The organism is Actinomadura rugatobispora (assembly GCF_042656285.1).
GTDB classification, from domain to species: Bacteria; Actinomycetota; Actinomycetes; order Streptosporangiales; family Streptosporangiaceae; genus Spirillospora; species Spirillospora rugatobispora.
In genome coordinates, this window is record NZ_JBHSON010000024.1 from 79068 (window position 1) to 99850 (window position 20783).

The 20783-nt window shown below is 73.0% G+C and carries 24 protein-coding genes; 17 read left to right on the plus strand and 7 right to left on the minus strand.

Translation table 11 applies throughout. The annotated features are described in order from the left end of the window. Positions 1–24: 24 nt before the first annotated feature. Positions 25–1275: a preprotein translocase subunit SecY gene (locus ACFPZN_RS18990; RefSeq protein WP_378283335.1), complete on the plus strand. Its 1251-nt coding sequence runs from the start codon at positions 25–27 to the stop codon at positions 1273–1275. A 78-nt stretch (positions 1276–1353) separates the two neighbouring features. Continuing rightward, positions 1354–2166 carry an FHA domain-containing protein gene (locus tag ACFPZN_RS18995; RefSeq protein WP_378283336.1) on the plus strand — a complete coding sequence of 271 codons (813 nt, stop codon included), beginning with the start codon at positions 1354–1356 and terminating at the stop codon, positions 2164–2166. Here ACFPZN_RS18995 and ACFPZN_RS19000 read toward each other — a convergent pair. Then, positions 2093–2749, minus strand: a complete 657-nt coding sequence (locus ACFPZN_RS19000) for a DUF805 domain-containing protein (protein ID WP_378283337.1) — start codon at positions 2747–2749, stop codon at positions 2093–2095. The two genes, ACFPZN_RS18995 and ACFPZN_RS19000, sit on opposite strands and share 74 nt — an antisense overlap. Before the next feature lie 184 nt (positions 2750–2933). Between ACFPZN_RS19000 and ACFPZN_RS19005 the strand changes: the two genes are divergently transcribed. The 9 genes from ACFPZN_RS19005 to ACFPZN_RS19045 are packed head-to-tail and all read left to right on the plus strand — an operon-like array spanning position 2934 to position 10955. Continuing rightward, a complete protein-coding gene (locus ACFPZN_RS19005; protein ID WP_378283338.1) occupies positions 2934–3779 on the plus strand; it encodes an ABC transporter ATP-binding protein in 846 nt (281 codons plus the stop codon). Beyond that, complete coding sequence (locus tag ACFPZN_RS19010) at positions 3776–4540, plus strand: ABC transporter permease (RefSeq protein ID WP_378283339.1); 765 nt, start codon at positions 3776–3778, stop codon at positions 4538–4540. Before ACFPZN_RS19005 ends, ACFPZN_RS19010 begins: the two co-directional genes overlap by 4 nt. Then, positions 4537–5379, plus strand: coding sequence for an ABC transporter permease (locus ACFPZN_RS19015; RefSeq protein ID WP_378283340.1), 843 nt, complete (start codon positions 4537–4539; stop codon positions 5377–5379). Before ACFPZN_RS19010 ends, ACFPZN_RS19015 begins: the two co-directional genes overlap by 4 nt. Before the next feature lie 28 nt (positions 5380–5407). Further along, positions 5408–6475, plus strand: a complete 1068-nt coding sequence (locus tag ACFPZN_RS19020; RefSeq protein WP_378283341.1) for an ABC transporter substrate-binding protein — start codon at positions 5408–5410, stop codon at positions 6473–6475. Between the two features lie 42 nt (positions 6476–6517). Further along, the gene (gene allB, locus ACFPZN_RS19025; protein WP_378283342.1) at positions 6518–7888 is read left to right on the plus strand and encodes an allantoinase AllB; all 1371 of its coding nucleotides are present in this window, start codon (positions 6518–6520) and stop codon (positions 7886–7888) included. A 17-nt stretch (positions 7889–7905) separates the two neighbouring features. Next, positions 7906–8781, plus strand: a complete 876-nt coding sequence (locus tag ACFPZN_RS19030; protein ID WP_378283343.1) for a hypothetical protein — start codon at positions 7906–7908, stop codon at positions 8779–8781. A 5-nt stretch (positions 8782–8786) separates the two neighbouring features. Then, complete coding sequence (locus ACFPZN_RS19035; RefSeq protein ID WP_378283344.1) at positions 8787–9431, plus strand: GntR family transcriptional regulator; 645 nt, start codon at positions 8787–8789, stop codon at positions 9429–9431. Positions 9432–9480: 49 nt separating this feature from the next. Next, positions 9481–9879, plus strand: a complete 399-nt coding sequence (locus tag ACFPZN_RS19040) for an allophanate hydrolase-related protein (protein ID WP_378283345.1) — start codon at positions 9481–9483, stop codon at positions 9877–9879. After that, the gene (locus ACFPZN_RS19045) at positions 9876–10955 is read left to right on the plus strand and encodes an acetamidase/formamidase family protein (protein ID WP_378283346.1); all 1080 of its coding nucleotides are present in this window, start codon (positions 9876–9878) and stop codon (positions 10953–10955) included. Before ACFPZN_RS19040 ends, ACFPZN_RS19045 begins: the two co-directional genes overlap by 4 nt. Here the strand turns inward: ACFPZN_RS19045 and ACFPZN_RS19050 are convergent. Then, positions 10952–11827: an NAD(P)-dependent oxidoreductase gene (locus ACFPZN_RS19050; RefSeq protein ID WP_378283347.1), complete on the minus strand. Its 876-nt coding sequence runs from the start codon at positions 11825–11827 to the stop codon at positions 10952–10954. The genes ACFPZN_RS19045 and ACFPZN_RS19050 overlap by 4 nt on opposite strands. A gap of 657 nt (positions 11828–12484) precedes the next feature. Here ACFPZN_RS19050 and ACFPZN_RS19055 point away from each other — a divergent pair. From ACFPZN_RS19055 to ACFPZN_RS19070, 4 genes are all read left to right on the plus strand, one after another. After that, complete coding sequence (locus tag ACFPZN_RS19055) at positions 12485–12754, plus strand: GntR family transcriptional regulator (protein ID WP_378283348.1); 270 nt, start codon at positions 12485–12487, stop codon at positions 12752–12754. Positions 12755–12784: 30 nt separating this feature from the next. Next, positions 12785–13030, plus strand: a complete 246-nt coding sequence (locus ACFPZN_RS19060) for a winged helix-turn-helix domain-containing protein (protein ID WP_378283349.1) — start codon at positions 12785–12787, stop codon at positions 13028–13030. Between the two features lie 144 nt (positions 13031–13174). Next, positions 13175–13561: a DUF2255 family protein gene (locus tag ACFPZN_RS19065; RefSeq protein WP_378283350.1), complete on the plus strand. Its 387-nt coding sequence runs from the start codon at positions 13175–13177 to the stop codon at positions 13559–13561. A gap of 88 nt (positions 13562–13649) precedes the next feature. Continuing rightward, positions 13650–13832 (plus strand): hypothetical protein, encoded by a 183-nt coding sequence (locus ACFPZN_RS19070; protein WP_378283351.1) that lies wholly within the window; start codon positions 13650–13652, stop codon positions 13830–13832. Here ACFPZN_RS19070 and ACFPZN_RS19075 read toward each other — a convergent pair whose 3' ends face one another. Together ACFPZN_RS19075 and ACFPZN_RS19080 are read right to left on the minus strand one after the other, a co-directional pair. Then, on the minus strand, positions 13833–14360 hold the full coding sequence (locus ACFPZN_RS19075) for a hypothetical protein (RefSeq protein WP_378283352.1): 528 nt from the start codon (positions 14358–14360) through the stop codon (positions 13833–13835). 35 nt (positions 14361–14395) lie between these two features. Continuing rightward, entirely contained in the window at positions 14396–15433 is a 1038-nt protein-coding gene (locus tag ACFPZN_RS19080) for a hypothetical protein (protein WP_378283353.1), read from the minus strand. 146 nt (positions 15434–15579) lie between these two features. Between ACFPZN_RS19080 and ACFPZN_RS19085 the strand changes: the two genes are divergently transcribed. Beyond that, complete coding sequence (locus ACFPZN_RS19085; protein WP_378283354.1) at positions 15580–16590, plus strand: hypothetical protein; 1011 nt, start codon at positions 15580–15582, stop codon at positions 16588–16590. Between the two features lie 16 nt (positions 16591–16606). Next, a complete protein-coding gene (locus ACFPZN_RS19090) occupies positions 16607–17122 on the plus strand; it encodes a hypothetical protein (RefSeq protein WP_378283355.1) in 516 nt (171 codons plus the stop codon). Positions 17123–17143: 21 nt separating this feature from the next. Here ACFPZN_RS19090 and ACFPZN_RS19095 read toward each other — a convergent pair whose 3' ends face one another. From ACFPZN_RS19095 to ACFPZN_RS19105, 3 genes are all read right to left on the minus strand, one after another. Next, the gene (locus ACFPZN_RS19095) at positions 17144–18112 is read right to left on the minus strand and encodes a hypothetical protein (protein WP_378283356.1); all 969 of its coding nucleotides are present in this window, start codon (positions 18110–18112) and stop codon (positions 17144–17146) included. Between the two features lie 38 nt (positions 18113–18150). Continuing rightward, positions 18151–19431 carry an AAA family ATPase gene (locus tag ACFPZN_RS19100; RefSeq protein ID WP_378283357.1) on the minus strand — a complete coding sequence of 427 codons (1281 nt, stop codon included), beginning with the start codon at positions 19429–19431 and terminating at the stop codon, positions 18151–18153. 227 nt (positions 19432–19658) lie between these two features. Beyond that, complete coding sequence (locus ACFPZN_RS19105; RefSeq protein WP_378283358.1) at positions 19659–20588, minus strand: sigma-70 family RNA polymerase sigma factor; 930 nt, start codon at positions 20586–20588, stop codon at positions 19659–19661. Between the last annotated feature and the right edge of the window lie 195 nt (positions 20589–20783).

Genomic DNA, 20783 nt, shown 5'->3' on the forward strand with positions numbered 1-20783 from the left:
AAGACAGGGCTGTACAGTCGATCCGTGAGCGGCTTCCTGCGCACCCCCGGCCTTCCCGCGAAACTGCCGCTCACGGTCCTGGCCGTGGTGCTCTTCCGGATCGGGCAGGCCCTTCCGGCCCCGGGCGTGGACGTCGCCGCGCTCCGCGACTCCGCCGGCGCGGCCGTGCGGGACGACCCGCTGTACGCCCTGGCCGGCCTGTTCACCGGCGGCGGCCTGTTCCGGCTGTCGGTCTTCGGGCTCGGCGTGCTCCCGTACGTCGCCGCGCTCTTCGTCGTCCAGTTGCTGGTCCTGACCGTCCCGCGGATGAAGGCGCTCGCCGCGGAGGGCCCGGCCGGAGCCGCCAGGATCGAACGGCACACCGGCCTCGCCACCGTCGCCATGGGCGCCCTGATGGGCACCGCCGTGGCGGTCGCGGCGGTGCACGGGCATCTCCCGGGCGGGGGCGGGCCGGCGGGCGAGGGCCTCCCCGCCGTCCTGTCGATCGCCGCCTGCATGACCGCTGGAGCGGCGGTCACCGCCTGGCTGATCCGGCTGATCACCTCGCGCGGGCTCGGCGAGGGCCTCGCGGTCCTGTTCCTCGCGCAGCTCGCCGCCGTCTTCCCCGGCCTCCTCTGGGACGTGCGCGAGAGCGAGGGCGGCGGGGCGTTCGCCGCGGTGACGGCCGCCGTCCTGCTCTCGGGACTGCTCGTCGTGCCCGCCGTGCTCGTCCTCGACAGGGCCGAACGGCGGGTGCCGGTCCAGTTCGCGCGGCGGATGGTGGGAGTCCGCCCGCCGCCGCCCCCGGGCACGACCACCCACGTCTCGCTGCGCCTCAGCCACGCCGGGCTGCTTCCGGTGTTCACGGCGCTGGCGATGCTGCACCTGCCCGCGCTCGCCGCCCGGCTGTGGCCCGGCGGCGGGCGGCCGGACGGACTCTGGACGCTGCCCGACCAGGGCAGCCCCTGGTTCCTGCTCGCACTGTTCGCGCTGGTCGCCGTCCTGACCGTGATGAACTCGGCGGTGGCCGCGGACGTCGTCGGCGTCACCGACCGGCTGAAGCGGGACGGCGCGTTCGTCCCGGGCATCCGCCCCGGCCGCCCGACCGCCGAATACCTCGGCTACGTGCAGGGGCGCCTCGCCGCCGTGACCCCGCTCGCCCTCGGGGCCGTCGCCGTGCTGCCGTCGGCCGCGCTCGTCCTCGTCGGCGCCGGTGAACTGCTGCCGGTCACCGGCACGTGCGTCCTCCTTCTGGTCAGCGCCGCGCTGACCACACGCCGCACCGTCTCCTTCTAGAGCGCACGGTCTCCTTGGCTGGGACGGGTCCCAGGGGGTGCGTGGCATCCTGCGGGCCAGCTTGCTCTGGAGGTCGACATGAGTGATGGACAGGGGAATCCGCGCGATCGGAGGTTCCGCGCGGGACATCCGAGCCTGGCCCTCGGCGTGCCGCCGTCCACCCCCGGCACGATCTACGCCCTGACGGCCAGCGGCGGCATCGCGGTCCGGCCGCGGGACGGCCGCACCCTCGTCTTCGGGCGCAACCTCCCGGACGTGCACGTCTGCCTCGGGGAGAACGATCGCCGGGTCAGCCGCCGGCACGGTCTGCTGAGCCGCCGCGACGACCGGTGGTGGGTCCGGACGACGGGGCGGCTGCCGCTCCGGTTCCCCGACTCGCGGCTGCTGTTCGCCGACGACGACCCCGTTCCGCTCACCGAGGGGTACACGCCGCTGTTCGTCCGCGGGTCGAGCCATCGGGAGCACCTGCTGGAGCTGTACGTGGCGGGGCCGGGACCGGAGCCGGAGGGGCGGCGGCCGACGGCCCGGCACGGCCAGGCCACCCGGCCGCCCCAGAGTTGGCGGCTCACGGACGACGAGCGGCTCGTCCTCGTCGTCCTGGCGCGGCGGCACCTGCTGCACGAGCCACACCCGCGGCCGCCGACGTGGAAGGAGGCGTGCGAGATCCTCGACGGCCTGCAGCCCGGCGCCGGCTGGACGGCCAAGAAGGTCGCTCACCGGGTCGCGGCGGTCCGCGCCCGGCTGTCGGAGGGCGGTGTTCCCGGGCTCACCCGGGAGGAGGTCGGCGAGCCCGTGGGCAACGCGCTCAACCAGAACCTCATCCTCGAGTTGGTGGCGAGCTCGACTCTCGTTCCCCCGGATCTCCTTCTTCTCGGCGTCCCCGCGCCTTGACCGCCTCGTAGAGGTCGTCGGCGCCGGGCCCGTCGAGGACTTCGTAGAGGCGCAGGCGGAAGGCGCGGTCGCCGAGGACCGCGCGCTGGTCGGCCAGGAGGGTCAGGTCTTCCCCGACGTCCTGACCGGCCTCGCCGCCGTACACCACGGCCAGCGCGGTGTGACCGGCGGCCACGAGGATGTGGCCCTGCTTGGTGTACTCCCACGCGAGCCTGCGGCAGCCCTCGGCCACCGGGGCGGGCTCGCTCGGCGGGCCGAACCTGTTGGGTCCGGGGGTGCCGTGGCCGCAGCAGAGGATGAGCAGCGCGATGACCCCGTACGGGATGAGCAGCAGGAGCAGCCAGGCCGCGCTGCGGTCGGTGTCGTGGAGTCTGCGCGCGCCGATGGCGAGGGTGGCCGGGATGAAGGGCACGGCCCAGACCAGGAGCACGAACGGGTTCTCCAGCGCGGCGGCGATCGCGAGGCACGCGAAGTAGAAGAGCGCGGAGGCGAGGAGGAACCACCAGAACTCGGACCGTGAGGCGCGGCCCCACCAGTCGAACGTCTGCAGGAACCCGCGCCTGACCGCCGTGTGCATCTGCATCGTGGCCCTCCGTCACATCGTGGCAGTGGCACGGTAGGCGGGTTCGCCGGGGACCCCTCCCGGATGCGGGCGGTGAGCGGAAAGTAACCCCACTAAACAGGTAATTCACATGTCCGTAACCCCCGGCCCCGGCTTTGGATCCAAGCTTGGATCCAAAAGTTGGGCGGCCCAGGAGGGAGCGCGCATGGGCGCAGAGGCGGCGACGGGGATCCGGATCGACGGCCTCACCAAGGACTTCCGCGTCGGGCGCCGGGAGGTGAACGCCCTGGCCGGGGTGGACATCCACTCCCGGGAAGGGGAGTTCGTCTCCCTGCTGGGCCCGTCCGGATGCGGCAAGAGCACCATCCTGCGCATCCTCGCCGGGCTGGAGACGCAGACCTCCGGCTCCGCGCTCGTGCACGGCGAGACCCCCGCCGGCATGCGCAGGCACCACCACCTGGGGATCGCCTTCCAGGACAGCGCCCTGCTGCCGTGGCGGTCGGTCCGCACCAACATCCGGCTGCCGCTGGAGATCGCCGGGCGCGGCGGCGAGACCGGGCCGATCCAGGACCTCATCGACCTGGTCGGCCTGAACGGCTTCGAGGACGCCCGCCCCGGCCAGCTCTCGGGCGGCATGCGGCAGCGCGTCGCGATCGCCCGCGCGCTCGTCGTCGAACCGCGGATCCTGCTGCTGGACGAGCCGTTCGGCGCGCTCGACGACATGACCCGCCGGCACCTCAACACCGAACTGCTGCGCATCTGGACCGAGCGCCCGGCCACCACCCTCATGGTCACGCACGGCATCGCCGAGGCGGTCTTCCTGTCCGACACGGTCGTGGTGATGAGCGCCCGGCCGGGACGGGTGGAGGAGGTCGTCCCGATCGACCTGCCCCGGCCGCGCACGCCGGAGCTGATGCGCTCGGCCGAGTTCCACGCGTACGTGGACCGGCTCTCGGCGATCCTGTTCGGCTCCGCCCGCGACCGTGACGAGGCCGCCGGGGAACCGGCGCCTGGAACGATCGAACGGGAGCGGCAGGGGGTGGCGCGGTGAGCCGCACCCTGCTCCTGCGCGCGGGCGGGACGGGCGCCGTCCTGCTGGCCTGGCAGCTGCTCGGCATGACCGGTGTCCTGGGCCCCGCGATCGCGCCGCCCGCGCAGATCGTCGCGGGCGTCCTGGACGACGGGACCGCGTTCTACGGCAGCCACGTCCCGGTGACGCTGGCGACGGCGGCCGCGGGCTACGTCTGGGGCAACCTGATCGCCATCGCCTGCGCGTCGCTGGTGCTGGTGGTGCCGTGGCTGGAACGGCTGGTGCTGCAGGTCGGCATCGCCTCCGCCTGCGTCCCGCTGATCGCGATCGCGCCGATCCTGGCGGCCTGCTTCAACGGCCCGATGACCTCGGCGATCATGGCCGCGGTCTCGGTGTTCTTCACCACGCTGGTCAGCGCCGTGGGCGGGTTGCGCCGCGCCGACCCGGGCTGCCGCGACATCGTCCGCGCCTACGGCGGCGGCCGGTTCCTGGAACTGCGCAAGGTGCGGCTGCTGGCCGCGCTGCCCGACATCCTCACCGCCCTCAAGATCGCCGTTCCGGCGGCGATGCTGGGCGCGGTCATCGGGGAGTTCATGGGCCAGGAGCGCGGGCTGGGCTCGGCGCTGGTGGCCGCGCAGCAGGCCAGCGACGTGGTCCGGACCTGGGGCGTCACGCTGGTGTCGAGCCTGATCGCGGGCGTGGCCTTCCTCGCCGTGGGCGCGGTCGAGCGGGTGGCCGTCCCGTGGGCGGGCGGCGGCTCGGACGAGGGCGGTGCCGCATGACCGCCACCGAGACTCCTCGTGCGGGCGCACGCGAAAGGACCGCGGCGCTGCCCGGCGTCCTGCTGGCCGGGGCGGCGCGCGGCGCGCTCACCACCCTCGCGACGGTGCTGGCCATCGTCGTGGTCTGGACGGTGTTCCTGCGCCTCGTCAACGTCAGCCCGCTGGTCGCCAAGACGCCCCTGGACGTGTGGGACCACCTGGTCGCGGGCCCGGACGCGGCGGCCAACCGGTCCGCGCTGTGGCCGCTGCTCGTCCGCACGCTCGCCGACGCGGGCCTCGGGTTCGCGCTCGGGCTGATCCCGGCCGCGGCCATGTCCGTGCTGTTCTACTTCTCGCCTGCCGCCGAGCAGGCGTTCCTGCCCACGGTCACCGCGTTCCGCGCCGTCCCGATGGTCACCGTCGCGCCGACGCTGGCGCTGGTGTTCGGGCGCGGCGCCGCCGGGACGGCCGTCATCGGCATCGCGATCGTGTTCGTCCCCGCGCTGCTGACCATGCTGCGCGGCATCCGCTCCGCGCCCCGCGCCGACCTGGAGGTGTGCCGGGCGTTCGGCGGCTCCCGCTGGACGGCGTTCGTCAAGGTGGCGCTGCCGCACGCGGTGCCGACCTGGTTCACCGCGGCGCGCATCACCGTCACCACCTCCATCGTCGGGGCGCTGCTGGCCGAGTGGCTGGCCTCCGGGGCGGGCCTGGGCGGGCAGATGATGCGCGACGCCAACGAGTTCGAGTTCGCCCGCCTCTGGGCCTCGGTGGTGGTGCTGACCACCGTGTGCGTGGCGGTCTACCAGTTCCTCGCCCTCCTCGAAGCGCTGGTCCGCGCGCGGATGGGCGCGTCCCGATGATCCACGAAGACCCCTGGGAGCGTGACCGATGACCGCACACGACCTCGACCGGCGCCGATTCCTCGTCCGCGGGTCCCTGCTCGGCGGTCTCGCCGTGGCGGCGCCCGGCGTCCTGTCCGGATGCGTCTCGGGCGGGACGGGCGGGGACGCGTCCGGCGCCGCCGGGTTCGGCGTCGCCTCGCAGCGCCTGGCCTGGCTGAAGAACACCCAGTTCGCCGGGAGCTTCCTGGCCGACAAGAACGGCTACTACAAGCAGGAGGGCTTCGCCCGCGCCGAGCTGGTCGCGGGCGGGCCGACCGCGCCGCCCATCGAGTCGGACGTGCTCACCCGCACCTTCGCGGGGGTGTCGCAGGTGCCGACCGTCGCCAAGGCCATCGACCAGGGCGCCCCGCTGAAGATCATCGGCGCGGTGTACCACCGGTACGCGGGCTGCGTGATGTCGATGGGCGACAAGCCCATCCGCCGTCCCGAGGACCTGTACGGCAAGACCATCGGCTGCGCGTCGTCCAGCGAGGCCATCTGGCGCAACTTCCTGGCGGCGCTGCGGCTGGACACCTCGCGGATCAGGACGGTGCCCGTGCAGGGCGACCCCATCGGCATGACCAAGGGCGAGATCGACGGCTACATGGGCTACATCAACAACCAGGTGATCGAGCTGCGCGCCAAGGGCTTCGAGATCGCCACGATGCTGCTCGCCGACGTCGGGTTCCCGCTGGTCGGGCAGACCTACCTCACCACCCAGGAGAACCTGGACAAGAACCGGGACAAGGTGAAGGCGTTCCTCAAGGCCGAGATCCGGGGCTGGCGGGACGTCCTGGCCGACCCGCAGCGGGCCACCGACGTCACCGTGAACGAGTACGGCAAGGACCTGACGCTCAACCCCACGACCACCCTCGCCGCGTGCAAGCAGGGCAACGACCTGATCCGCGACGGGAAGAAGGGGCAGCAGATCATCGCCGTTTCCGACGCCGAGGCCGAGAACAACGTGAAGGCCGTCAACGCGGGCGGGCTGAAGCTGACCGCCGGCCGGATGTTCGACCTGGGGCCCGTCCGCGAGGTCTACAAGGAGAACCCCGACCTCGCCTTGGACGCCTAGCCCCGACCACCGTCCGACCCACCACCGAGCGAAGGGTTTCCCATGCCCCACCATCCCACCCCCGACCTGGTCGTCACCGGAGGGACGGTCGTCGCGCACGACGGCCGCCGCCGCCAGGACGTGGCGGTCCGCGACGGCCGGATCGTCGCCGTCGGCGAGGGCCTCGCCTGGGACGGCGCCGCCGCCACCGTCGACGCCTCCGGGCTGCTCGTCCTGCCCGGTCTCGTGGACGTCCACGTGCACCTGCGCGAACCCGGCATGACCGAGAAGGAGGACTTCGCCAGCGGGACGGCGGCCGCGGCGGCCGGCGGCGTCACCACCGTCGTGGACATGCCCAACACCTATCCGCCCGTTTCCACGGCGGAGCGCTTCCAGGAGAAGCTGGACCTGGTCGCGCCCAAGGCGCACGTCGACTTCGGCCTGTACGGGATGCTCGGCCAGGACAACGCCGAGGAGATGACCGCGATGGCCGGGCTCGGCGCCATGGGGTTCAAGCTCTTCATGGGCCAGACCACCGGAGACAACCGCTGCCCGGACGACGCCGCCATCTTCCGAGGGCTGGAGGCCGCGGCCGAGGCAGGGCTGGTCGTGGGCGTGCACGCGGAGAACGACCACCTGCTGCGCATGTTCATCGACCGGCTGCGGGCGGAGGGCCGTACCGACCCCCGCGCCCACCTGGAGAGCCGCCCCGCCTTCGTGGAGGTGGAGGCCCTCACCCGGATCATCACGCTGGCCACCGAGGCGGGCACGAAGCTGCACATCCACCACCTGTCCACGGCGGCCGGGCTGTCCAGGGTCCGGGACCTGCGCGCCCAGGGGCACCGGGTCAGCGTGGAGGCGCTGGTCGCCCACCTCACCTTCGACGACTCGGCGTACGACGTGCACGGCAACCTGGTGAAGCTCAACCCGCCGATCCGCCCGGCCGCCGACGTCGCCGCGCTCTGGGACGGCATCGGCCGCGGCGACGTCGACGTCATCGCGACCGACCACGCCCCGCACACCGCCGCCGAGCAGGCCGAACCGGACGTGTGGAAGGCGTACGGCGGCTTCATCGGGTTGGAGACGATGCTGCCCCTGCTGCTGACCGAGACGGCGGAGGGCCGGATGACGGTGGAGGACATCGTGCGGCTCTGCTCGTACGCGCCCGCCCGGCGGTGGTCGATGGCGGGCAAGGGAGCGGTCGCGCCCGGCTTCGACGCAGACCTGGTGCTGGTCGACCCGTCCGCCGGGACGGTGGTGAACGGAGCCTCGATGCACTCCAAGCACAACATCACGCCGTACGAGGGCCGGGAGCTGAAGGGTTCGGTCGTCGCGACCTACCTGCGGGGCGTGCCGGTGTATGAGAAGGGCGAGGTGATCGGGAATCCGGCGGGGCGGCAGGTGCGTCCCGGCCGTACGAGGGGAGAACGGTGACCATTCAGGAGACACCCGTGAGCGTGCTCAGCGGGTCGGGAGACGGGGCGTGGACGCTGCGGGCCGCGGTGCGGCGCTGCCAGGCCGAGGCGGGAGCGGGAGCGGGAGCGAAGGCCGCGGTGATCGCGGGCGTCGGGACGACCGCGCCGGGCGCGCTGAAAGGCCGCCTGCTGCTGGACGCCCTCGCCGCCGCGGGCGTCACACCCGCCCGCGCGGTGCCGTTCGACGACCCGCGGGCCCTGCTCGCCGACGCGGGCTGGGATCTGGCGCTGGTGCTGAGCCCGTGGAAGAAGGACGCCGCGGCGCTGCTGGCCGCCGGCACGGGCGTGCTGACCGGCTCGGCCGCGGCGACCGGCGTCGTCGACACCGTCGTCCGGGACGGCGGGCGCCTCGTCGGCGTCAACACCAACTGCTGGTCGGCGCAGGCGGCGATGGAGACGCTCATGGGCGGCCGCGCGCCCGCCGCCGTGCTGGTCCTGGGCTCGGGGGGCTCGTCCGGGTCGGTCGCCCTCGCCGTCCGGCGCGCGTGGCCGGACGCCCGGCTGGCGGGCAGCGCGCGGAACGCGGCGGCGCTGGCCGCCTGGGCGGACCGGTTCGGCGCCGACGCGGTGGCCCCGGGCGACCTGGAGGACGCCTGCCGCGACGCCCCGCCGTCCCTGATCGTGAACGCCACGACGTGGGGCGAGACACCCGAGTCCGAGGGCCGCGAGTTCGCGTTCCCGTTCAACGCCCTGGCCGCGCCCGGCAACGCGTACTTCGACCTGAACAACCGCGTCTCGTCTCTCCAAACAAGGGCATTGCAAGCGGGGATGAACGTCATGTCCGGCACGTTCATGCAGCGCGTCACCAACGCGTGCCGCGCCGCCCTGCTGACGGCCGAGGGGACGAGGTGACCCTCATGGGCGGGACGGCGGACACCGAGTCGCTCAGCGTCCGCGAGCGCGTCTACCGCTACCTCCGCCAGCAGATCACCACCGGCGCCTACACCGGAGGGATGCGGCTGGTGGAGGAGCAGATCGCCGACGAACTGGGCGTCAGCCGCACCCCCGTGCGGGAGGGGCTGCAACGGCTGACCAGCGACGGGCTGGTGCTGCGGATCCGGCGCGGCCAGCTGGTGGTGGTCGAGGTGGACGCGCAGGCCCGCGCCGAGCTGCACCAGCTCCGCGTGGCCTTCGACCAGGTCGCGGCCAAGATGCTGGCCGCCAAGACCGGCGAGGTCGACTGGGACGCCCTGTACGCGCTCCTCGACCCCCTCGCCGCGGCCCTGAACGAGCACGGCATCGGCAGCTCCCAGTTCGCGATGGCCCATCTCGACCTGCACATGGCCATCAACCGGGCCGCGTTCTCCCAGATCACCTCGTCGTTCCTGGAGCGGCAGGCGTTCCTGTACCCCACCGACGACTACGTCCAGCAGCCGGGGCACGAGCCGGTGTCGCAGCACCGGGCGCTGCTCGACGACCTGTCCAGCGGGGACGCCGAGCGGGCGACGACCGCGGCGGCCGTCCACGCGCTGCGCGGCTTCGGCAACACCACGCTGGAATGACGTGTCCCTCCACCCCGTCCGACCGACCCCCGACCCGAGGAGATGCGCAGTGCCCGACACCGTCCTGATGTTCGTCAACGGCCAGGCGATGAGCGGAGGCGAGCTCGGCGACGCCCTCGCCGGGGCCCGGTTCCTCGGCCCGGTCCGCACCGCGCCGGACTACCGGTTCTTCTCGTTCGGCGACGTCTTCCCCGGCCTGGTGCCCGCGGGGCGCGGCGCGGGCCGTCCGGTGCCGGGCGAGCTGTACGAGGTCGGCTACGCCGATCTGCGGGAGCGCCTCCTGCCGCGCGAGCCCGCGGAACTGGAGCTGTCGGTGATCCGGCTGGAGGACGGCCGGGGCTCGCTGAGCATGGTGTGCCGGGACGGCGTCCTCGGCGGCGAGGGCGTGCACGAGATCACCGCGGAGGGCGGCTGGCGCGAGCACCTGGCCACGGCCGCGCGATCGTGAGCGGGATCCTGCGGGCGGGCGAGGGAATCGCGGGCCGCTACCTGGCGTGCTCGCCGGACACCGTCTCCTGGGGGACGCTGCCCGGCCCGGGGGCGGCGCCGGTGCTCACGGTCGGCTCCGGGGAGGTGGTCACGTTCGACACTGTCTCCCAGGAGGGCCTGATGGAGGACCAGGGACGCGACCCGGCCGCCTACTTCGCCGGATTCGGCGTCCCGCGCGAGGCCGTCCTGGACGAGGCCGTCGCCCTCGCCGCCTCCGACCTGCGCAGGGAACGACCTGCCCAGGCCGGGCCGCACGTCGTACTCGGCCCGGTGCGGGTACTGGGCGCCGAACCGGGCGACTGGCTGCGGGTCGACTTCCTTGACCTGCGCCCGCGCGTGCCGTACGGGGTCATCTCCAGCAGGCACGGGCGGGGCTGCCTGCCCGACCGGCTGCCCGATTCCCCCGTGTTCAGCCGCTTCTGCTCCCTGAACGGCGCGTACGCGACGTTCGAGCATCGCGGCGGGCGCGCGTCCATCGAACTGCGGCCCTTCCTGGGGCTGTGCGGGGTGACCCCGGCCGAGCCAGGCGGCCCGTTGAGCACGATCCCGCCGGGCCCGTTCGGGGGCAACATCGACCTGCGCGAACTGGTCGCGGGCTCGTCCCTGTACCTGCCCGTGCAGATCCCCGGAGCCGGGTTCTTCCTGGGCGACCCGCACTTCGCCCAGGGCAACGGCGAGATCGCACTGACCGCCCTGGAAGGTTCGCTGCGCGTCACCCTGCGGGTCTCCGTCATCAAGCCGCCCGGCCCGCTCGACCACGCCGCCGGGCCGTTCGCCGAGACCGCCGACCACTGGGTCGTCCTCGGCCTGCACGAGGACCTGGACGAGGCGATGCGCCGCTGCGCCTGGAACGCCGTCCGCTTCCTCTCCCGCCGCACCGGCATGACGGAGAACGAGGCGTACCTCTACCTCAGTGCTGCGGGCGACTTCTCCGTCACGCAGGTCGTCGACCTGGTGAAGGGCGTCCACTGCCGCATCCGAAAACGCGACGTCCAACAGGAGAGGGCTCCGGCCGTCCATCCCGGCCTCGATTAGCTTCTCTCGCGGCGCAACACCTCGAAGACACTGGCGAAGCTGTCGTCGCCATGCCCGTCGGCCGTCCGCTGCCCGAGCAGGTTCCACAGCGGGACGTGCACCCCGGGATCGATCCCCGCGTCGAGGCTCACCCGCACCAGCGCGCCGACCCCGGCCCGGTTCATCCCCACCGGGGAGGAGGGCTCGGTGTAGTCGCCGGACCCGATCTCGCGGGCCAGTTCCGGGATGTAAGCGATCATCCCGTGCAGCCACCGGCCCACCAGCGGGACGAACTCCTCCGGCCGCACGCCCGCCGCGTCCACCAGCGCCAGCGCGTGCAGGAAACCGGCCAGCGCCGCGTAGCCCGAGCCGAGCAGGCCGAGGTCGTACACCTCCGCGGCCCCGGCGTCCTCGCCCAGGTAGTGCGCCGCCGCCAGGGTCTCCAGCAGCGCGCGCCCGGCGTCGAACACCTCCCTGGACCCGCTGTAGAGGAAGAACGCTTCGGGCGTCGCGACCGTCTCGGGCAGCGCCATCATCGCGCCGTCGAGGTAACCGGCGCCCTGCTCCGCCGCCCACGCCGCCAGCGCCCGAGCCTCCTCGGGCGTTCCCGTGGTGAGGTTGACGACCGTCCGCCCCGCCAGTTCACCGGCGAGCGGTTCGAGAACACTACGAACCGCCCCATAGTCGGCCAGCGTCACGATGACCATTGGACCGGCGGCTACGGCCTCCGCCGCCGACCCGGCGACAACGGCCCCGTCGGCCACGGCCTTACCCGGAGTCCGGTTCCACACGGTCGTAGGGTGCCCCGCCTTGATGAGCGCCGCCACGATGGCGCCCCCCATCCGGCCGAGGCCGACAACGCTGACAGGGGATCGGGATGCACTGCTGGACATGGTTTCTCGCGCCTCTCATCTTCGGTCGAATCCATGTCCAGCCTGGAGAAACGCACTTCCGGCCCGCTGCCGATCCACTGCCGCCCTATCCGGCATCGAGCGGGGGCCTGGCGTCACCACATCGCGTGATGCCTCCCGATGTACCGGGGCTGCCGCGCGGCCGCGTACGCCGTCGCGGACCCGGGCCAGCATGGCCGCGCCAACGACGAGCATCACCGCAACGAGCACGGTCACGCCGCACCCCCCCGCGAGATAGCGCAGGCGGTCGCGCGCCCTCTCGTTGTCCCCGGTTCGCAGCGGGAACTCCGCCCACAAGCGGTCCTGCCGCACGGTTTCTCGAACGCATGCATCTTCCGTCGGGCCGAAAACGGCCGTCTCCAGGCCCGCCGCTTGTTCACGGTCGGGGAGGCGGTAGTGGAGTCGCGCCGTCCAGAACTCGTCGTCCTTGTCGTACTCCAGCGGCTCCCACCGTCGCGACGCGGTGGCCCTAACCTAGTTGTCCATCGGGGCTCGACTTCCTAGTAGTCGTGTTCCGTAGGCCCCGAACGGCGCGTCACCGCCGCTCGGGGCCGTCCTTGTCGTACCAGCACGATACCCGAGCTACACCGGGTAACACCGGGTAATCCTACATTGCACGGTGTGACCCACCATGGACGGGTGGAATTCGATCTCGACCAGCCGCGCGCCGCGTACCTGATCATCGCCGACACCATCGCGGCAGAGATCCACGCGGGCAGGCTGCGCCCCGGGCAACGCGTCCCGTCCGCCCGCGAGATAGCGACAGACGCGGGTGTCGGCATGCGGACCGCGGAAGCGGCTCTACGGCTCTTGCGCGAGCGCGGCCTGACCATAGCGGTGGTCGGGAAAGCGACCTACGTCGCGGACTTGAGCGGGACCTCACTGAACGAAACCCCCGACGGCACGTGATGAAGCGGGAACGGGGCGTAACGTAGCGTCATGGTCGGCTTGGACGGCATCGCACCGTTGCGGGATCAGCTAGTCGCGGTGATTCGCGAGCGAATCGGAAGCGGGACCTATCCACGGGGTTCCAAGCTGCCCACCGCTCGCGAGCTGGGCGAGGAATTTGACATATCCGCCCGAACTGTCACCGATGCCATGGCCATCCTTCGTGAGTCCGGTGAAGTGATCGGCGTTCGTGGACGGGGCGTGTTCGTCCGGCCGGACGACACGAGCGCTGACTGAGGGGACCGGACGTCAGTGCGGCCTGCCCTACAAAGTCCGCCGCTGAAAAGAACGACGGCTGACGCCCTGGTCATGCCTCACGCCGGGGGTTCGGGGGGTGGGGGTGGGGGGCATGACCTGCGCATAGCGTTCTAGGGGGGATGTATGACGGCCAACTGGAGTGGTGAGGAGCTCAGCAAGATCGCGGGGGCGGACGAGCTGGAGGTCTCGCCGCGGCGGGAGGACGGATCGCTTCGGGGGGCCACGCCGATCTGGGTGGTCCGCGACGGGGACGAGCTCTACGTCCGGTCGTACCGGGGGGACGCGGGGGTCTGGTACCGGACGGCCCAGGGCAGTCATCGGGGGCGGATCGCCGCCGGGGGCGTGACCAAGGACGTCACGTTCGTCGAGGAGACCGACTCCGCGCGCAACGACCGGATCGACGACGCGTACCGGACCAAGTACGGCCGTTATCCGAGCCAGTACGTCGATCCCATGGTGGCGCCGGCGGCGCGGTCGGCCACGCTCAGGCTGGAGCCCAGCGCCGCCTGACACCGGCATTACCTGGCGTGACAGGTACGCACGCCATGCTTACCTCGACCTATCCGGCGTTGGGGAACACCTCGGTAGAGTCCGAAATATGCGCAAGGCCATCGCCGCAGGTGTCGTGGTCGCGCTCGTGACCGCCGGCATGGTCGCCGACCGGTCGAGCCGGAGTGAGGGCTGCGAGCAGGACGCGGCGCCCGCACGGGTGCTGCGCGTCGCCGGCGAGTCCGGTCATCGGCTGCCGCTGCCGTCCTCGGTCCTTCACTGCAAGCCCTGATCATCTGACGATGGTCGGGGTCCGGGTGGTCATCCGCCTGCTGAAGATCGGGTCGATGGCCTCCTTGTGGAGTTCGTCCAGCGCGGCGATCTGGGCCTGGGCGCGTGCGAGGAGTCTTTGCAGTTCGGGTGTCCTCAGGCCGGGTTCGCGGTCGGCCAGGGCGAGCAGGGTGCGCCATCCGGCGGCCTTGGCCTCGACGCCCAGGCGCAGGACTTCGAGTTCCTCCAGGTCGCTCAGTGGTGAACGGTTCTTCAAGCGGCCGTTGAGTTTCAGGCGCCCCGCCTTCTCGGCCGCCGCCACCGCCAAGCTCTTGTAGCGGCGGATCGGCAGGCCGAGCGACATCATGACGGCCAGCAGCGCGCCCCGGTCGGCGGCGATCTCGCCGGCCAGCCGCCGCAGCCGTCCCTCGTCGGGGCGGCCGCGGTGCGCGCGGGCGAGGGCGTGCGCCCGGGCCACGCCGCCCGCGGCCCCGGCGAGATGATCATTAAGGTAGATCGCCAGGTAGCGGCGAGCCTCCATCGAGTTCATGCCTGCCCCGTACCCCGGGAAGTCCAACGCGGAGATCAACGAATCCCCCGTGTTCGTCCCTCGGCGGCCGGCGAGTCACGGAGCAGAGGCGCGGGCTGCCGCGGCCGCACCTCGGCCTGGCTCGGCGTGGCGGCCAGGCCCGGGAGGTGGTGGGTGGCGGCGCGCAGGCCGGCGACCGAGACATGCCCCAGATCGCCCAGCATGATGTCGTAGGCGATGTCGCGGACCGCGTCGGCGCCGAGGGACGAGCCGATCACCGCTGGGGGCCCGTTGCCGGTGAACAGCTGCACCGGGACCGCGAACTCGACGCGGTCCGCCTGCCGGCGCCGCCGGGTCGCGGTGCCGCTTGCCCGGGGCGGGACCTCGACCTGGCCGAGCCCGGACAGCATCCGGAACGTCGCCAGCCCGAGCAGGCTGTTCAGGGTCAGCGCGGTCGCGCGGGTCACCGTCTCGACCTCGCCGGGCCTGCGGGTGAGGTAGCCGCCGAACGCGTAGGCGATGACCCGCTCCCGGACCGGGGAACGCAGGAACACGCGCAGGCGCAGCCCCTGGACGGGGAGCTCGAACTCGCCGTCGCCGTCGGCGACCCCGGACCTGACGTATCCACCCTCGGTCCTGGCGAGGCGGCCCGTCAGCCTCAGCTCCCCGACATTGCCCCGGCGGGTCAGCGCCAGCACGTACAGCTCGCCGTCCAGTTCGACGATCACGTCGTCGCCGATCACGGCCGCCAGCGCGCGTGCGGTCTCGTTGAGGTCGCGCAGGGTTCGGCGCGGCATCCGCGGCCGCAGCACGTTCCGGCTGGTGACCGTCCGGACGCCGATGCTCGACTCGACGTGCTCGACCTCCCGCTCGGCCTGCTTGGCGGTGTAGTGGCGCAGGCTGAACGCGACCACCTCGTTGTCGGTCCACACGGCGCACGTGGCCTTGAGGGCCTTCTTGGCGCTGAGCGGGTAGGGAAGCCCCTGCCGGACGTGCCTGGTCGCGTCCACGAACACCGGGGTGTCGTCGTCGAACGCGCGCCGGAGGTAGAACTCTTCCTTGACCTGCTCCTCGACCCGCATGGTGGAAGTCACGTGCACCTCTCCTACGCCGCTGCCTCTGGTCCGTTACCGTTGCGCGGCGGGCCCGATCGGCAACCGCGGGACCGGCACGTGCGGGTCGCCTCCCGGCGGGGACGGTCATGCGTGACATGAGGCGCGGCCCGACCCGGGGGACACCGATGCACAAGCTGACCGACTACCTGCTCGCCATCCGCACCACCGGCTCGCCGCCGGCGCCCGAGGGCGTCAAGACGGTCGTGCTGGAACCGGCCGCGGGCGACGACGTGATCGCCTCCACCCTCGCCGCCCTGCGCGCCAGCGGCCTGACCGCGGCCGACTTCCGCTCCCGGGCGATCTTCCTCGCGCCGGACGGGCCCGCCGGACTGGTCGCGTACGCGGCGCTGTGCGGGTTCTCCGGCCGCCGCGTCGACGCCTACGCCGACGGTGCCGTCCTGGAGTTCTCCCGGCTCGACCACGACGGCGCCGCCTTCCCCGACGCCGGCCCGCCGCCGGAGTTCCTCCTGTGGGCCCAGGTCGGCGGGCCGGCCGCGGACGGGATCCCCACCGTGCACCTCGGCTCCGGCGGGCCGGACCCGCTCAGCCCGGAGGCCGCCACCGTGATCCGGTACGCGGCGCGGCTGCGCCTGGTCCCGCCGGACTCGGCCAGGGACGCGCTCGTCATGTTCCTGCTCGTCGCGGCGCTGCGGCGGCGCGCCGACGACCGGTTCCCGTTCCTGTCCACCGGGACCGAGCCCGTCCCGCTCGTCAAGAACGCCCCGCACCAGGGAATCGACCTGGAGCGGCTCCGGCAGGCGGCGGCACGGCACCGCCAGGAGCAGCGCATCGCGCGCCGCGGCGCCGAGATCGTCCCGCCGATTCCGGTCTCGCCGCACAACGCCCGGCTCGCCGAGGCCGACCGGGTGGACGTCCGGGTCGTCCTGCGGCGGCTCGGGTCCGGCGCCGGCGCGGACGACGGCCTGTGGCACTGCCCGCGCCCCGGGCCCCACGGCCGCCGGGACGAGCACCCGTCCATGAAGATGTACGGGGACAACCGGACCCGGTGCCACCGCTGCGACGCCGAGAAGATCGGCCCGCTGCGGCTGGCCGTCGACGTGCTGGGAGTGACCCCGGACGAGGCCGCGACCTTCATCCTGGACTCCGATCGCGTGGTCGACCTGCGCGCCGTCTGAGGGGTGAGGGGATTCGATGGGACGAGCGCAGGGCCGCGCCGCCATGGTGCGGCTGACCGTGGACGGGCGGGACGCGGGACTGGTCCATCGCAGCGTCCTGGAACGGGTGGCCGAGATCGCCGGGCGGCTCGGCTGCCGCGCCGCGGTCGCGCTGGGCCTTCCGCCGGTCTCCTACGACGGCGCCGGGCTGGCCCGGCTGCGGCGCGACCTGGACCAGGTCATCGCGTTCGCGGACGCGTCCCGCCGCACCGGCTGGGAGCTGGGTGACCTCGCCGTCGCCCCCGGGGAGCGGCCCGTGCCGGTGCTGGACACGCCGCAGGGCGTGCTCTGGGCGGACGCCCTCCGCGGGTTCGAGCTGCGCGGGACGGGCGGTGCCGCGCGGCGGGTCACCGAACTGGCCGAGCCGCCCGGAACCGCGCGGCGCACCCCGTTGACCCGCCTCATCGAGCCGCTGGCCGAGGCGGCGGGACGCGCCCGGGTCCTGGAGGTGCGCGAGCAGGGCCACGACGAGGGCGCCGGGCGCCAGGGGTGACGCCCGGCCGCGGCCGCGCGGTCAGGGCAGCGGGGTCAGCTTCCCGAGGGCCGCGGACTGCCCGGAGACGGCGAACCGCAGCGCCGTCGGCATCCGCGTCTCCGGATTGGCGATGAGGGCGCCCACCTGGCCCGCCGCCGCCATCTCCTCCGCCACCGCCCCCGGGCGCACGCCGACCACGTAGTCGGCCTCCATCGGGTGCGCGGCGGTGACGCACCCGGCGGGCAGCGACGCGTACGCCCCCAGGTAGACCCGGCTGCCCGCCGGGATCAGCGTGGCGAGCGCGCGCACGACGATCCGCGCGGCCGGGCCCGACACGGTCACCGCCCGCGTGCGGACGAGGGCCTCCCTGATCTGCGCGAGCTGCTCCTCGGTGGTGATCCCGCCGGTGAGCAGCGCGGCCGTGTCCAGCCGCGTGCCGGTGCGGCGGCTCACCACCACCGAGCCGCCGACCTGCGAGACGACGGCGCCTATCCGGTCCCGGGACGCCCTGATCGTGTCGATGGCGCGGCGGGCCGCGGCGAGGCTGGGGAACCCCGGGACCTGGTACATCCCGTGTGTGCCGCAGACGGTCACTTCGGTGCCCTGGATGTGCACCTCGTCGACGCTCTCGTCCCGCCACAGCTCGCCCAGCAGGTGGGTGCCGCTGAGCACGTCGTAGACGCGGCCGGCCATCACCCGGTCGCCGTCGGTGCGGCTCGCGAGCAAGTCCATCCAGATCTTCGGGATCTGCGGCCGGAGCGAGTCCGCGATCCGCTCAGCGGTGAGCCACGCCTGGTCCGCCGAAAGCGGGGTCGCCGGCGCGTCCGACTGCGGAGCCTGCACCCGAGGTATCACCTGCACATGGCTCTGTGCGAGGGCCTCGGCCTGCGCCTGCGGCGGGGGCTGGGGCGCGCCGGATTGATCGGCCGGTTGGTCCTCGCCCTCCGCGGCGACACCGAGGGCCGCCCAGAAGTCCATCCCCGTGACGGGGGCCTGATGAGCCGCCATCTCCACCGTTCCTTCCGTCGAGCCGTTGAGAGATCGAGCTACTCGGAGCCCGTGAGCAGGCGCCGCCACCGGCCGTGCCGGGCGTTCGCGGACGGCGTCGCCGTCTCGAACACCGGGTCCGCGGTGACGACCCGCAGGACGTCGAAGAGGGTCGCCTCCAACTCCGGGTCGGCGTGCAGGCCGCCCAGCCGGCGGTTGCTCACCGCCTGCATCCGCTCCCGGTCGTCCGGGACGACCCCGGCGAACCTCCAGCCGGGCAGCAGGTCCATGACGTCCTCCGGGCCGCAGTCCACGTCCGCGCGGGCCCGGTTGAGGATCAGCGACAGCTTCTGCGGATCGACGCCGCCGCCCCGGGAGTGCTGCGGCGTCGTGATGGCCCGCAGCCAGGAGCGGGCGCCCTCCAGCGTCACCCGGTCGGGTTCGACGGGGACCAGGATCGCGTCGGCCTCGGGCAGGATCAGCTCGGTGAACGTGGTGTGGTGCAGTTCGGCGACCGGTGTGTCGACGAACACCAGGTCGAACGCCGCCCGCAGCGCGGGCAGGAGCCGCCGGTACAGCGCCGCGTTGATCAGCGCGGGGTCGGCGTCGACGGGGTCGGGCGGCCCGAGCAGCGCGTACAGGTCGATCTCGGGGACGCGGGCGAGGCGGTCGCGTGCCGTCCGCTCCGTGAGCGTTTCGCCGTCCTGGAGCAGGTCCAGCACCGTGGGGGACGCCACGTTCAGGTGGCGCCCGACGTCGGCCTGCTGGAAGTTGGTGTCCACGAGCACCACCGACCCGGCCCGGCCGACCTCCTGAAGGTGCTCGGCCGCGTGGACCGCCAGGCTCACGGTCGTACTGGTCTTGCCCACGCCGCCCTTCGCGGACGCGACGGCGATGACCCGTCCCCGCCTCGCCACGGGCGCGGGGGCCGGTGTGACCCACGGCCCTCCCGGGACGGGCTCAGGACTCGCCCCCGGCGCAGGGGATTCGGAGATGCCGAACGTCGCCAGCAGTTCCGACAGACTCAGCCGGTGCCCCGTGACCCGGACCCTCGGGTCGAGGACGTCGCCGCGTTCGGCGAAGAACCCGTGCACCAGCACGGTGAACCCGTTGCCGGCCAGCCCGTTCGCCAGGACCGCCACCTCCGCGCCCGGCACGTCCTCGACGAACCCGGGCGCGAACATGAACGCGGCCGGGGGGTTGACCTTCCCGCTCCTGGACAGGGCGCGGAGCTCCGCCGCCGAGGCGGCGTCGAACACCGCGGGAAACCGGCCCGTCTCCCGCAACTTCCGGGCGACACCCGGCTCCCCCGCCACGACGAGGTTCGGCGCAGTTCCCATGACAGTGTCCTCAGAGCTCAGGTCGTCGACCGGCCGACGGGAACGGCCGGACCCTCCACGTCGGACTGTGCGGACAACGGCGGCTGCCGCCAGCGCCGGCCGCCGGACTGTCCCCCTGGAGAGCTCACCGAACCTGGGAGATGACACGCATGGCTACGTCGGCCACAACGGCGAGGTGCGGCGTGCGGCCCGCGCCGATGAAGCGGGAGTCCGGTCGCGCTCCTCGCTCAGCCGGCCCGTCCTTCGAGCTCGCGCGATTCGTCCGACGTGCCCACGAGGGGCTCGGCGAGCTTGGCCAGCGCCTTCTGCTGGATCTGCCGCACGCCCTCGCGGGACAGCCCGAGCCGCTCGCCGATGACGCGGAGCGACTGCTCCGGCTCGCCGTCGAGCCCGAACCGGCGCGTCAGGACGAACCGTTCACGGGGGTCGAGGCTCGGCAGGCCGTGGCCGGTGATGGCGCGCAGGTCGAAACGCAGCAGCACCTCGTCCTCGACACCCGGGGAGGGATCGGGCAGCCGCTCCTCCCACGGCGCGTCGTCCTCGCCCTGGCCGGGGGCGGGCGTGTGCAGGCTGTCGAGCCGGGGCGCGTCCAGGACGCGCAGCACCTGGGCCTCGGTCACCCCGGCGCGCCGGGCGACGGCGGCGTGGTCCACGGGGGCGTCCGGCCCGGCCTCCTCCAGGAACGCCCGCTCGGCGGCCAGGATCGCCGGGCGCTTCTCGAAGTCACCGGGATTCAGATTGGGGTGGTCGGCGTCCCGCACCGCGCGCAGCACCTCGCGCTGGATCGGCTTGAACGCCCAGCCGGCGAACGGGCCGCGCGCGGGGTCATAGGACGAGATCGCCCACAGCAGGCCCACCTTGCCGGCGCTCTCGAAATCCTCGACGTGCTTGCTGGACCTGGAGGTGAACATGGCGACATATCTGCGGACCAGGCCGAAATTCACGTTCAGGATGTCGTGGATGAGGTCTTCCATCTCGCGCTCGGCCCGGCGCAGCGCCAGCTCGGAGAGCATGTCCAGCTCATCGGCGTCGGCCCTGGCGCGCAGCACCGCGAGCCGCTCCTGAAGCTCCCCGCGGCGGGCGAAGAGCTCGTCGTTGCGGGCTCGGAAGTCCTTGGCGGCGGGTCGCCCGCGACCGTCCAGCTGCACGGTGTTCATCCGTCTCCTCGCCCTTGAGAGGTCATTTCCTTTGGCGGGCCGGCAATGGCGGAGGGGCGACGCGCCAAAAGAAGTGACGTTTGGGAACTCTCGTTTAAAGGCGCCGAACCATGTTTCGGCCCCCGGTTGGAGAGAAGATGACACAGGGCCGTCCGCGGCCGCCCCTGGAGAGTTCCAGGGGCCCGGGGCGGGGTG